Origin of the sequence: Reichenbachiella sp. 5M10, assembly GCF_002742335.1 — a bacterium.
Lineage (GTDB): Bacteria > Bacteroidota > Bacteroidia > Cytophagales > Cyclobacteriaceae > Reichenbachiella.
Genome location: NZ_MDGR01000007.1, coordinates 342,019 through 356,305, shown reverse-complemented (window position 1 = coordinate 356,305; position 14,287 = coordinate 342,019). Strand labels below are relative to the sequence as shown.

10 protein-coding genes are annotated in these 14,287 nt (G+C 43.0%); 3 read left to right on the top strand and 7 right to left on the bottom strand.

The window, feature by feature from the left end; genetic code table 11:
• Positions 1-209 precede the first annotated feature (209 nt).
• Entirely contained in the window at positions 210-1,604 is a 1,395-nt protein-coding gene (gene lpdA / locus BFP72_RS01500; RefSeq protein ID WP_099597420.1) for a dihydrolipoyl dehydrogenase, read from the top strand.
• A 62-nt stretch (positions 1,605-1,666) separates the two neighbouring features.
• Here lpdA and BFP72_RS01495 read toward each other — a convergent pair whose 3' ends face one another.
• The 3 genes from BFP72_RS01495 to BFP72_RS01485 all read right to left on the bottom strand — a co-directional run bounded on the left by BFP72_RS01495 (position 1,667) and on the right by BFP72_RS01485 (position 4,809).
• Entirely contained in the window at positions 1,667-2,971 is a 1,305-nt protein-coding gene (locus tag BFP72_RS01495) for a sensor histidine kinase (RefSeq protein WP_158233229.1), read from the bottom strand.
• 96 nt (positions 2,972-3,067) lie between these two features.
• A complete protein-coding gene (locus BFP72_RS01490; RefSeq protein WP_099597418.1) occupies positions 3,068-3,409 on the bottom strand; it encodes a hypothetical protein in 342 nt (113 codons plus the stop codon).
• A gap of 329 nt (positions 3,410-3,738) precedes the next feature.
• On the bottom strand, positions 3,739-4,809 hold the full coding sequence (locus BFP72_RS01485) for a M42 family metallopeptidase (protein WP_099597417.1): 1,071 nt from the start codon (positions 4,807-4,809) through the stop codon (positions 3,739-3,741).
• Between the two features lie 484 nt (positions 4,810-5,293).
• Here BFP72_RS01485 and BFP72_RS19070 point away from each other — a divergent pair, with 484 nt between their 5' ends.
• Positions 5,294-5,467, top strand: a complete 174-nt coding sequence (locus tag BFP72_RS19070) for a hypothetical protein (protein WP_158233228.1) — start codon at positions 5,294-5,296, stop codon at positions 5,465-5,467.
• A 15-nt stretch (positions 5,468-5,482) separates the two neighbouring features.
• Here BFP72_RS19070 and BFP72_RS01480 read toward each other — a convergent pair whose 3' ends face one another.
• Positions 5,483-7,327, bottom strand: coding sequence for an NAD-binding protein (locus tag BFP72_RS01480; protein WP_158233227.1), 1,845 nt, complete (start codon positions 7,325-7,327; stop codon positions 5,483-5,485).
• A 586-nt stretch (positions 7,328-7,913) separates the two neighbouring features.
• Here BFP72_RS01480 and BFP72_RS01475 point away from each other — a divergent pair.
• Positions 7,914-8,498: a hypothetical protein gene (locus BFP72_RS01475; RefSeq protein WP_099597415.1), complete on the top strand. Its 585-nt coding sequence runs from the start codon at positions 7,914-7,916 to the stop codon at positions 8,496-8,498.
• A gap of 59 nt (positions 8,499-8,557) precedes the next feature.
• On the opposite strand, the gene BFP72_RS01470 is transcribed toward BFP72_RS01475, so the two are convergent.
• The 3 genes from BFP72_RS01470 to BFP72_RS01460 form a co-directional block, all read right to left on the bottom strand.
• Positions 8,558-11,365, bottom strand: coding sequence for a TonB-dependent receptor domain-containing protein (locus BFP72_RS01470; protein ID WP_099597414.1), 2,808 nt, complete (start codon positions 11,363-11,365; stop codon positions 8,558-8,560).
• Positions 11,366-11,636: 271 nt separating this feature from the next.
• On the bottom strand, positions 11,637-12,905 hold the full coding sequence (locus tag BFP72_RS01465; RefSeq protein ID WP_143519898.1) for a hypothetical protein: 1,269 nt from the start codon (positions 12,903-12,905) through the stop codon (positions 11,637-11,639).
• A 241-nt stretch (positions 12,906-13,146) separates the two neighbouring features.
• Positions 13,147-14,136 (bottom strand): MoxR family ATPase, encoded by a 990-nt coding sequence (locus BFP72_RS01460; protein ID WP_099597412.1) that lies wholly within the window; start codon positions 14,134-14,136, stop codon positions 13,147-13,149.
• Positions 14,137-14,287 lie beyond the last annotated feature (151 nt).

Sequence of the window (14,287 nt, the reverse complement as noted above, 5' to 3'; positions counted from 1 at the left end):
GTCGAAATTTTCGTCCAAAAATACATCGTTTCAATCTATCCATTGGATTTTTTATCAAAAATTCCCCCATACGCATTTGGAGCTGTATTATGACAGGCTATTTGCGTTTTAGCTTACCGATTCCCTTTTATTCTCAAGCCAAAGCCATTAAATTTGCAGCTCTTTAGAGCCTAAACGAATCAGGTCTCTTCTTATTCAGTAAAAGAATTATGGCAAACAAATATGACATTATAGTGATAGGTAGCGGTCCTGGCGGATACGTTGCAGCTATCAGAGCATCCCAACTAGGGAAAAAAGTTGCAGTGGTTGAAAAAGCAGAAATCGGAGGCATCTGCCTCAACTGGGGATGTATTCCTACAAAAGCTCTTTTGAAAAGTGCCAGTGTTTTCGAATACATTTCTCACGCAGAAAACTACGGAATCACCGTCAAGGACTCCAAAGCGGATTTTGGAGGAATGATCAAGAGAAGCCGTGGTGTCGCTGACACAATGAGCAAAGGAGTACAATTCCTTCTCAAAAAGAACAAGATCGACCAATTGTTGGGGTTTGGCAAAGTAGCCGCCAACAAGACAGTAACTGTCACAGATGCTGAGGGCAAAACCGAAAGTTACACAGCTGACAGTATCATCATTGCTACTGGGGGGCGTTCTAGAGAACTACCTACTCTACCAATTGATGGCAAAAAGATCATTGGGTATAGAGAAGCAATGACGCTACCTAAACAACCTAAGAAAATGGTCATTGTTGGTTCTGGTGCCATCGGTGTAGAGTTTGCATACTTCTACAACTCCATCGGCACAGAAGTCACAATCGTAGAGTACCTACCAAATATTGTCCCTGTAGAGGACGAAGATGTCTCAAAACAATTGGCGAGATCATTCAAAAAGCAAGGCATGAATATCATGACGAGCGCTGAAGTGACTGCTGTAGACACCAAAGGGTCGGGATGCAAAGTGACTGTCAAAACAGCCAAAGGCGAAGAGCAAATCGATTGTGACATCGTATTGTCAGCTGTAGGAGTCTCAACCAACATCGAAGGCATCGGTCTCGAAGATGTAGGCGTGATGACCGACCGAGGCAAAATCATCGTGGACGACTACTACAAAACAAACCTCCCAGGCATATACGCCATCGGTGATATCGTACACGGGCCGGCATTGGCACACGTATCCTCTGCAGAGGCGATCATATGTGTGGAAAAAATCTGTGGTGAAAACCCTGAGCCGCTCGACTATGAAAACATCCCAGGTTGTACATACTGTACGCCTGAAATTGCATCTGTAGGCATGACCGAAAAAGCTGCAAAAGAAGCTGGAATCGAAATCAAAGTAGGAAAATTCCCATTCTCTGCTTCTGGAAAAGCCCAAGCAGGAGGAAACTCAGAAGGATTTGTCAAAGTGATCTTTGATGCCAAGTATGGCGAGTGGCTCGGATGTCACTTGATCGGAGCAGGTGTGACAGACATGATCGCAGAGGCTGTAGTCGCTAGAAAATTAGAAACTACGGGTCACGAAATCATGAAAGCGATTCACCCACACCCTACCATGTCTGAAGCGATCAAAGATGCCGTAGAGGATGCGTACGGTGAAGCAATCCACCTGTAATCACCAACGAACAGACACTTCAAGCCGATTCCTTTCGAATCGGCTTTTTTATTCCCCGTGTACTACTTTATCGGGAATATCAACACGAATTCAGTTCCTACATTCTCCTCTGATTGGACTTCTACACGAACCCCATGCTCTTCGAGAATCTTGTGTGTAATAGCTAAACCTAGCCCCGTCCCTAACCCTGGCTCTTTGGTAGTAAAAAATGGGTCATGAATTTTGTCAAGATCCGCCTCCTTGATCCCGCTCCCCGTATCTGATATAGACACCCGTATATCTGATCCAGAAGATTTCGTACTCACTGTTAATTTTCCACGCTCATCCATCGACTGCTCCGCATTGGTGAGTACATTAAGAAACGCTTGATGTAGCTTCCCCTCGTTACCTACTACGACATGAGTAGTAGCGCTATAATCGGTAAATACTTCGACTCTGAATTTGAGCTTATTGTGGAGTATCGACAGGCAATTTTCTAGAATACCATGAATATCACACGACTCATCCATTGTGACCGTTTGCCTACTAAAATGGCTCAAACTCTTGACGATCTTGTTGGCTCTCGATACCCCTTCCTGAATCACCTTCATGTACGGTAGTGTTTCTTTGCGCACATCCTCTACGTCCTTGTCGAGCTCTCTCGCCAGGCCATCCACACCCGATTTGATAAAATGCAAGGGATTATTGATTTCATGTCCAATCCCAGCTGACAGCACCCCAAGTGATGCCATTTTCTCAGATTGCAGCAATTGCTTTTGGGCAGTCAAAAGCTGATCATGTTGCAAAGTCAATTCCTTATTGAGAGCTTCCAACCGCATGCGCTGGGCAGCTAGTCGTTTGTTTTTAACATCCAATATTTTGCTCTGACGATCTCTCATCTGCTTGTAAAGTACAGCGACGAAAATGGTCAAAAACACATATATCAATCCCGTAATCATGAATCGCATCGGGAAAATCTCTAAGGTATAGCTTCCAAACTGTACGTAAGCATGGAGACCATTGAACAGCACAAATAGGACAGTCAACACATACCATACAAGGGAATGACGACCATCTAGCGTTGTACTCACCAAAATCGGCACCACCGCCGCCCAATAGACCACTGCATGAAAATAGTCAGGCTTGAGAACCAAAGCCAACTGCAACATCCCCATGAGGGTGGCCAAATTGAAATGCGCGACCCATACCTCCAATATCCCACGATACAAAAAGTACATCTGCACCAACTGCAATGCGATCAATACCAAAAAGAACCACCACGGCATAAAGGTGATCTCTTTGATAAAAACATCAATGGTAAAAAAACATACGTAAAGGATAAGCAACAGAGTGTTGAACTTACCAAGTGGTTTTTTGGGCAGTCTCATATTTCGCCACATCATCAAATTGTCCTTAAACAAAATAAGAACAATGCCGCGGCTTTGCAAGTCAACAGAATGGTTTCGTTGGGAAGCAGAGAAGACTTAAGACAACACTTCCCACTTCATGATATAGCTTGCTGTGCTCTTCTCCTCGTACAATTCCATACTTGTCGAGTACTCTCCCTTCGGAGCATCCACATTGAAGCGAAAAGTACCAAGGTGGTCATTGAAACTTAGGTAATCAAAATCCCATAGCTCCACTTCCACCCAGCCTTGGGCTACCTCCAAGGTCATATCAATATCTACTTCATCTCCTGTATCGATTCGGAAATAACGATCCCCTACTGGCCACACTTTCTTACCCTCGTACTTGAGATACATTTCATCTTTGTCAATCTCATCTGGGAGTGTACACTGCACTGAGCTAATCTTAATTTGAGGCATTAGACTGTTAGATTTGTTCGAAACAAATAAACATAAATTCTATCTGAATAGATAATTTTCAACAATCAATAAAACCTGTTAAAATCTATCTACCCAAACGATCGTTTTGATAAAACTACGTAGAGACACATTGAGTATTTTTGAACGAATCATAATATTCACTTCAAAAACCCAAATATTATTCTAACAATCCCGAATTAATTCAAAAAAATCATAGATTGCCATCACTGTTGTAACAACAAACAAAATGTTAACCCAACAGTATGAGGATTCTACTTATTAAGAAAAAGCCCAGAGAGATCTGGGCTTTTTACTTTGGTATCCATTGGTTATTTCAAATAACTGAAATCATGCCCATCTTTGAGCTGCATGATAAACTCATACATCAAGGAGATCACATGTTCTACATCTTCCAGATGTGCAGTCTCTACGGTGGTATGCATATATTTGATCGGTAGTGAAATCAGTGCCGATGCAATTCCTTCCCCACTGTACGCAAACGCATCAGTATCCGTACCCGTTGACCGAGAGGTAGCCGCACGCTGATATGGGATATCTTTGCTCTCTGCTACATCCATCACCATCTTGAGCAGGTTATTCTGCACCGCTGGACCAAATGTCAACACAGGTCCTTTACCTGCCTTTTGATCCCCGTCACGCTTCTTTTCATACATAGGAGAGTGCGTATCATGACACACGTCCGTGATGATTGCTGCATTTGGCTTGATGCGTGCCGCCATCATTTCTGCCCCTCTCAATCCTATTTCTTCTTGTACCGCATTGACGACATACAATCCAAATGGCAACTTCACTTGGTTTTCGAACAATCGGCGTGCTACCTCCGCAATCATAAAGCCTCCGATACGGTTGTCCAAGGCACGACCACACAGGTATTTTCCGTTGAGTTCCATCAACTCATCATCAAAAGTGATGACATTGCCAACTTGTATCCCCAGGTCCAAGACCTCCTCTTTGGTCTCACAACCCACGTCGATAAAGATATTGTCCAAACTCGGAGTAGCCTCATTCTTATCCTTGCGTACATGAATCGCCGGCCAACCAAACACCCCTTTGACTACACCTTTATCTGTAAAAATATTGACACGCTTGGACGGTGCAATCTGATGATCCGAACCTCCATTTCTAATCACATAGATGTAACCATCATCAGAGATATAGTTGACAAACCAGGAGATCTCGTCTGCATGCGCCTCAATGACCACCTTGTATGCTGCCTCTGGATTGATGATCGCTGCGACAGACCCGTAGGTATCTGTGATGTAATCATCCGTATACGCTTTGACATACTCCAACCATATTTTCTGACCTGATGATTCAAACCCCGTAGGTGATGCATTGTCCAGGTACTTGTACAAAAACTCTTTACTACTCTTATTCATATTTCAATAAATCTCTTTGAATTCCCTCGTGCAAATTAGTAACTATTTTCTAGGCCTACGGATTATCTATGAGGCAATTGATCCTCTCCATTGAACCAATACAGTCGCATAAAAATATACAGCCAGCCAAAACCAAGAGACCGGCAGATAAAATTAACCAACTCAAGTATAAACCGCGACAAAACATATAGCAACCCAAGCAGAGAATTGCCTCATAGCCCAAATCGACAAACTGACTGATTGACCTTTACCAACAATACACCTTTGCAAGCCTCCCACAACACACGATGGAGCTTTTGGAAGCTCCTTTGCTTGTTGATACGTGGTTTCCAGCAAAAACAGAATTAGGTAATTCACCGATGATTTCAGTCTCCTAATAGTTTATCATTGGGTATAGATTTTGTAATACATTGATAATCAAGGTGAGTATACAATCTCACGTTTTTCTAACGTACTTTGAATACCACCAAAAACAAGTAGAAAAATGAATCTTCCGGCATTAGAACAAGAAATCGTCAAGAGGCTCCATCACTTGGATGTAGCCCAACAAGCAGACATCATGCAGTACATCAACAGCATGGTATCCCGTCCCAATCATGAAGAGTCTTACAGAAAAAAAGCCATTCGGGAAATTCGAACAGCTTTGAAGTCTATCTAAAAAATACTCTCTGGGTTAATCCTCAGAGAGTACTATGATTTCATCATTCTCGGCAAACTTGATGTACTCTGCCTTGTTTGGGTTGACTACCACTCCATACTGGGCGTCTACATTTTTGCTTTGTGCAAGAATTCTATACCCGATAGCTACTTGGTTCATCTTGGCGGCTGACTCGAGGACGGTATAGAAATTCACCGGTTCACCCACTGTCACGTACTCTTTGGCAGGTTTGATATATATCTCTGATCCATCCGCATCAAACAAGTCTTCAAACACTCTCATCAAGTATTTATTTTCAGAGACCTGCGTCATCATCAAACTGAGCAACTTGTCACTCACGATGAAATCATCGGCACTGGTAATGTCTGCCAATTGGCGATTCTTCATATCAATCATCTCACTGACGAGATTGAGATGCTTTTCTGTACGCTCAGCGATACTTCTGATGTGCAGCAGCGTGATGAGCGTCTGAGCATCTGCCTCCTGCACAGGGTAATGCTGCTCGTAGCACAGCAACATGATGTAATCAAAACTAGGGATATCCAAATCCTCCAATGTCTCTCTCTCTGTCGTCTCTGCTTTGAAAAACTCAACGGTGAGGTTTTTGAGTGATGGCTGTAGTTTTTCGATCACTGGAATGGGGTCCTCAAATTTAGAGACCACCTTGACCACAGAACCGTACGGTGTATACTGATCCAATTCACGAATGATATTTTTGGCTCGATGATTCCATCCAATCAAAAGAATCTTTTCATCCTTTTGACTCGGGTCATTTGGTCGCGCAAAACGACTCGAATCTATCCCAAAATCTGTACGTCCAGATGGGATCAATGTATCGTCATCTTCGGTGATACCGATGACCTTGTCTCCATGGTTGAATACCGTATCCATCGGAGGGTTGATTGCTACTGTACCGTCGCTAAACTGAATCCCCATGATGGCAGATTCCTCGTAAGCAAAAATAATATCCCTAAAGGTCTTGCCTACCAAACTCTCGGTCTTCTCATCCGTGAAGTAGATCTCATCGCCATCATAATCCATGAGCTCGATATAAACCACACTCAACCCAGACTGACGACTCGTCTGCACCATGATTCTTGAGATAAAATCATCGGACAAAATCAATTCTACTTCGTCCTTGCCGACCATCTTCGCTACTTCCAAATTTTTGCTATGGGTGATCTCTGCTGTGATGTGATAAGGTCGCTCACGCAGCTCCTCTCGTTTTGGGTTGGTCACGATCGCTACGATCGTTTTTATGATTTGTGAATCCGAATTTTCATTGTCCTTGTCTAGGATGATAATAGACTTGGACTCAAATGGGTTGGCAATGTGAATGTCATCGATATCAATCGGGTCCCCCGTACGACAAATCACTCGTGTGTTGCGTGTATCCCCTACTTTGAGTTTGATCTCATCCTCCATTTCCACTTTGTCTTTGTCTGCCAAGATCACAATCACCCCTTCCTTGAGGTTTTCGTTGGCTTCTATCAATTCAGAAATGATGGTGAAAATTTTGGATGACCATCCTAAAATCAAGGTATGATCATTCTCAATCACAAAAGAACGCCCCTTTCTTAGCTCTTCAATTTTCGTCAAGATACCATTGGATACCAAACCAATCAGTGTAGATAATACAACTACCCCGATCAATGTCACAAAAAGAAGATAACTACGCATCCCCCAATCGCTATCCGTATCCCCCAGCGTCCCTGGGTCCAACATATGGATCATGTTTTCCCAAAGGGAATCAAAAATCGTAAATGAAACAGATTGATCCGGATGTATACCGGACAAAATCAGAATCACTGCCAAAATAAAAACCAAAACCAAAGTCAGAAGAGCTAGTCCTCCAATCAATGTACCCGTACCTTTTGATATATAATTATCAAAGGAATATTTAAATCTAGCAGCTAGAGAAGCACTTTTACTCATGTAATCAGACGTACCTAAAGATTAATACCAATAATTTTCATAACCCACTCTAAGCCAAACAGAACTGACTAAACTCCGTGAATTCACTGTGTGGCAAAAATAGTTCAATATTGGAATTATAGACACTTTAATCAAATTATATCTTTGATTCTAATCTAGCTCTAATCCAGCCCTTACTCTTGTGATAAAACCTCTAAATACACCCCCTACCCCCCTCATAGCCCCTCCCGTTCTCCGTCAGGCCCTCACGCTCTAAATCATCGCATCAGACTCTTGTGTGGATAAAATGCACCAAGAATCTAGAGAACATCATGACACTTTATCTTCGTACCGCTTCCAAAGGCACGATTTCTGTACTTTAACACTCCCAAGCGAAGACTTTAGATTTTTACACCATTAAAACCTACTACCTTGCCAGGCTCAGACCCTAGACGACTAAACTCTAGATGAATGCATGCAGAGTTTCTAGATTCTAATATCCGATATAATTTTGTAGTCAATGAATCTGAACATGAAAACAACACTCCTTCTCTGTATCCTGTCCTTCTATCATCTCCACGCTATAGTAGCACAAGACTACTCACTGCATGTGAGCGAAAGCACCTTCACCATCAACGGGACACAATACATAGGCTATGAGACTGCATTCACTCTGCCCTACAAACAAGTCAAGAAGCAATGGTGGCGCTACATCAAGAAGAAAGCGCACCTGTTCAACTACAAGACCCACTACGAACTGACTATCTCTGGAACAAACGAAGAACTCCCTGTCAAATTCATCTCGCAGATGTTAGAAACCGAGTCTCAAGGCGCCCTGCTTCGTCTAGCTCCCACAGGAGGAGATTGGACCACACAGCAAGTAAGCTCCCTACGCAAGGACCTCAAGGTGATGCTCGTGGATTTCAAGATAGACTACTACACAGGCATCGTCCAAGAACAGATCAAAGAACAAGAGAAAGAGAACAAAAAAACAAGCAAATCCCTCCATCGCCTCAAAAACTCCACGTCTCCACAGGCAGACAAGCTCAAGACTCAATTGTCAAATGGGGAATTAAAGCTCGATGCGCTCAAGCAAAATTTGACCACTATAAAATAGCAAAGCCCATGCATCTATGAAGCACGGGCTTTGAGTGTATAAGTTAGTCTGATTTCGAATTAGAAAGTATAGGTGTAACTCAGGTTAAACAACCTGCCAGGCTTGTACAATGAGAAAAGTTCCTCCTCTTTCCCAAACTTATAGACCATTTGGTTTTCAGCTTTCAATAAGTTTTTGGCTGTCAAGCTTAGTGAGGACTTCCCCTCTTTACCGAGCACCTTGGATACCTTTAAGTTCAAGCTATTGAACGGCTTGGTATACACATCAGGCACGTTCGATATACCAATATACGTAAGCGTCTCTCCTTGGACGTTGTAAGACAAGTTGCCAGACAAGCCAAGTGTGTTATTCTCATAACTCAAATACCCATTGATAACATACGGCGACTGTCCTGTCATGTCTCGGTACTTTTCCACCCCTTCGTCAGAGCCCTGGTAGTTCACCTCAGTTTCATACTCAGAGTCTCCATTCTCGTTTACTACGACGGTTTTTCGATTGACACGTGATACGATCAATGATACGTTCGTTCCTACCGAAAAATTCTGCAATACTGGACTGATGAACATCAGATTCTTTCTCAATTCGAGCTCCGTACCAAACACGGATGCCTCTCCCACATTTCTCGGCTTGAGCTGTCCAGGGTTGTTTGGAAAGAAAACCAATGCGATATGATCCGAAAAGTCTTTGTAGAATGCAGATACAGAAACCATCTCACTAGCCGAAAAGAAGTATTCCCATCTCAAATCATAGTTGTAAATTTCAGCTTGTTTGATATCTAGGTTACCCGAAAATTGCGTCCTTGTGATCGGGTCTTCAATGTACGCGGACGACTTCTCTTTGAAAGAAGGTCTAGCCAAAGTTTTGTTGAAGGAAGCTCTTAGATTCATGTCATCCTGCAGCGCATAGACAAAATTAACAGAAGGCAGTAGGTTTGTTTCGTTGAGTGTTTCGGTGTTGTCCTCCAGCGACTGTGAGTTGTCCTCCATCAACCTCACCCCCGTGTAGTACATACGTGCATTCTCCACACGGACACCATATATAGATTTCAGTTTGGTAGTGATCTGCATTTCGTCCATCACATACCCCGCTAGGATGATTTGCTTCCCTTCGTAGTTGTTGTACTCGTTGCTATTGTCTTGGATGTACAATCCGTCAGGATTACTTGACGAATACAAGTTCTGATCTTCCAGCAACCAGTTGGGATCGTTGTACAACACATGAAACGACTCCAACGGATCATAATCATAGCTGTAAACATCAAACTCTCTGTGTCTGATCGTACCCAATCCACCAAACCGAATTTTATTGCTTTCGTTGAGATCATAGGTAAAGTCCAATTTGAAGCTTTCGCTGACTTCTGTTAATTCTCTCCAAAAGCGATTCATAGCTCCTCCGTTTCTAAAACCATACTCTCCATCGTCCTCATTGATACGAGTATCGCGGTAATCTGGATCGGTAATTTTAGAATACAACAAGGAGTTGGTCCAATCCATTCTAAGTTTACCGAAGTGGTGCTTACCATAGGTAATGTTATTGGTCATAGAGCGCTGTGTATACGCCAATATATCGTTATTGATATTTGTAGGATTATTGAGGGCCGTAAACTTCATCTCTCTATCCAAAGCAGTTGACACCCCATTTTGCGTATGCAAAAAATTGGTTCCGATCGTATGGTTATCAGTTTTGGCAGCTAAAGACAACAACCCACTCCAAAGCACATTATTGACTCCCAAGTCTCCCTCGGCACTAAAATCACGCTCTAGTGCAACTTCACTTGACGTACGATCCTTTTCATACCTCTTTCTGGTGAAGCCTTCGTAGTAAGTGTTCGTGTTCTTGTAACTGAAAATAGCATTGTAACCCCAAGTCAACTTTTCTCTTTGTATCTGGTTTCTATGCGAAACAGACAGCCCCGTATTCATAAAACTAGTCGTACGATCAACTCCTAGCGTTGGATCAAATTTACGAGTTGTCTCTGCTACAAAATCATTGGGCAAAGTAGGGATCTGAGTATTGGTGGAGATGGGCAGCTCTCTCTGACCATTGTCCCAACCCAAGAAATCCGTAGAGGACCCTTGATAGCTGACGCTATTGGACTGGAAGTGCATGTCGGGGTTGTATCCTACCATGAGTGAAATCGACGTAGTCTTTTCTTCTGGAAATGCCTTGGTTTGGATATCAACCAGCCCTCCTGCAAAATCTCCATTCAGATTCGGAGTAAATGTCTTGTAGACCATCACGTTTTCCAATACTCCTGTAGGGAAGATATCGATCTGTACATCGTTTCGGTCTGGATCCAAACCAGGTACGACCATACCGTTGAGTGAGGTTTTGGTATATCTATCCCCCAATCCTCTCACGTAGACATATTTACCGCCTTGCACGGTCACTCCAGTGACTCTCTTCATCGCAGAAGACAGGTTGCTATCTCCTACTTTTTTGAAAGCTGCAGATGATATTCCATCAACTGTATTCACTGATTTCTTTTGAACAGACAACAGTGCTACGTCGTTGTCTCTGATCTGCTCAGCCGTCACGACTACCGCATCCAGTTGCTGCACATCTTCTGAAATCGTCACATCCAAATTCGTCACTTTACCAGCCACGATCTCTACACCTTCTATGGTTTTGGATTGGTACGAGATGAACTGCACCTCTATAGTGTGTATTCCAGGTTCTAAACTCAAGGAGAAGTTACCATCAAAATCAGCAACCGAACCTTGTGAAGTTCCCTTCTTGGTGACTGTCGCACCAAAGAGTCCCTCACCTGTTTCTCCATCAATTACTTTCCCTCTAAGGAACCCGTTCTGCGCTGAGGCCGCTCCTGCTAGACAGGCCATTAGCGCTACTAATAAAATCTTTTTCATTTTCTGAATTTCTAAATCTGCCGCAAATTTAGATGGACAGCCCTCTGAGAATCAGTTTTGTAGTTTATCAATTATTTACGAATACAGGTACTCATTCAGATTGAATAACATTTAGATAATATTGAAACAGTATTGAGTTAACAAGTGTACCCCAAGGGTAGTATGGCTATTGTTTCCCATCGCTTACATTCTCATCATCCATTCTAACAACGAAAGGCGCCATGCTAATGCACGAGCGCCTTTCTAATTCAGAAAATGAACTTTAATATTCTTACTCTTCGAAGCTAGTAGTGTATGCCTCGAACTCAGTAGTATTCACTTTTGAGAAGATCAATGTACCTGCTGCTACGTTATAAGCTGCATCTTCTTCTTCATCGTAATCAGGAGTCTCAGCATCGAAAGAAGCAGAAAGCTTCACTTTGCCGTTCTCGAATACTACGTTAGTCACAGATCCTTTTGCCTTAGACTTGAAATCAGCAGTAGTAGAAGCTCCAGCGATTGATAGGATAGACCCGTTCTTCAATACGAAAGTATCATCCATAGCACCTTCTCTACCGTCGATTTCCAACCCTTCGTCAGAGTTTTCATCTACATATACTACGAAGTTGTCTACTGTACCAGCGTATGACTGATCTACATCCAGTCCGTCATCACCTACTGCATATACCAATACGTTTGACACGTCTACTGTACCTCCGAAGAACTCAACCCCGTCATCAGAGTTTCCATAGACCTCTACATAGCTGATAGAAGTTCCAGCACCTACACCACCGAGAGTTAATCCGTTGATTTCACTACCTTCAGCGATTTGAGCACCACCATGTCTGATAGACACATACTTCAACACTCCAGAGTTGTCATTGGCATCATCTCCACCGTACTGACCGTTGGTATCAGAAGCATCCACTCCTTCGATTTGTGGGTTGTCTGTTTTAGCACTTACAGGCGCTTTTCCTAGGAGAACAAGACCTCCCCATTTGCCTTTATCGTCTTGATCTAGGGTAGTACCTGCCAATTGACCTGGCTCGATATCATCGTCTGTAGATGTCATGATGATTGGCGCATCAGCAGTACCTTCTGCCATGATTTTACCGCCTTTTGCGATCATCAACACTGCAGCGTTAGCACCTGTCAAAGAAGCGTCTCCTTTGATGACAGTCCCAGCTTCGATAGTCAAAGTAGCACCATCCAATACTGTAACTCTTGCTTTCAACACATATACATTGTCAGCAGTCCATTCCGTATCCGCAGAAATATTTGCAGTTACTTCCACTTCTGGAGCAGCAGTCGTACGGCTACCCCCGTCAAGTTGATCTTCGGTGAATGTCAATGTCCAATCTTCAAAAACAGACACGTCAGAAGCACCTGTAGCAGAAGCATCTGGTGTAGCCTTTTCATCCACTGCATTTTGAGATTCCATCAATACCATCTCTTGCTTTTCTTCTGGAGTCAATTCAGTTGATCCACCGTCATCTTCAGAACATGAAATCATGGAAACCATTGCTCCCCCCATCATTAAAAGTGATAATAACTTTTTCATTGTTTTAATTTTAAATTATTCTGTTTGTATCGTTTCAATTTTGTTTCGCAAAGCTGATTCATGACACGCACAGAAGACGGCAAGTAGTAGTTATGTTTATGTTAAAGAAGGGCAATCCATTATGACGGCTTCTTTACCTGTGTTAAGGATTTATGAAGTGGCCACAAAAAAAGCGCCTCCATTGGGGCGCTTCGCTGTTTGATTCCATGAAAGCGATTGCTTCACTCTCTGTAGCTACGTTTTATCGATTGACATTGACTTTTTGTAGTAGTGTCTCGATCACCTGATGGGTCGTGACGCCATCTGCCTCTGCTTCGTAGTTGAGGATGATTCGATGATTGAGTACATCAGGAGCCACTTCTTTGATGTCTTCGGGCAGAACAAAATCCCTCCCATCCAAGAAAGCAACCGCTTTGGCTGCCAAGTTCAAATTGATAGAAGCCCTCGGCGAGGCACCAAACTGAATGTAGTTCGCCTCCTCTGTCATCCCGTAGGATTTTGGGTCTCGTGTGGCAAAAATCAACTCAATGATGTACTTTTCCAGTGACTCAGAAAGATTCACCTCATTGATTGCCTTTCGAATCGCAAAAACATTTTCTTTGGTAAGTACTGTTTTCACTTCTTCTTTGAAACTCATGTTGGACATACGACGCATGATTTCCAACTCGTCCTCCTTGCTTGGGTAGTCGACATGTACTTTCATCATGAATCGATCTACCTGTGCCTCTGGTAGTGGATAGGTCCCTTCTTGGTCAACGGGGTTTTGAGTAGCCAACACTAGAAACGGACGATCCAGATGAAAAGTAGTCTCTCCGATCGTCACTTGCTTCTCTTGCATCGCCTCTAGTAGTGCCGACTGCACCTTGGCTGGAGATCGATTGACCTCATCCGCCAAAATCAGATTGGCAAAAATAGGCCCTTTCTTCACTTCAAAATTAGATGCCTTCTGATTGTAAATCATTGTTCCAATCAAATCAGCAGGAAGCAAATCTGGGGTAAACTGTATCCGCTTAAAATCCAAGTGGAGAACATTGGCCAGCGTATTGACAGTCAAAGTCTTGGCAAGACCCGGCACCCCTTCGAGCAAAATATGCCCTTGGGTAAACAAGCCAATCATCAAACGGTTGACCATGTATTGCTGTCCAACGACAACCTTGCCAACCTCATCATAAACCTGCTTTACTTTATTTTGCAGCTCCTTTTTTTCTTCAGTACCAGCGCTTATTTCCATTTCTTAGCTATTCGCATTTGATTCTCAACTAGACAAATCTAAAAGACTTGACGTATTTATAAAATAGTCTCCCCTACTCCCATCGCCCAATTCGGTCTACTTGTGCCTATTCACGTAGGCGATGGCCTACGCAAAACGCATCCAATCCCCG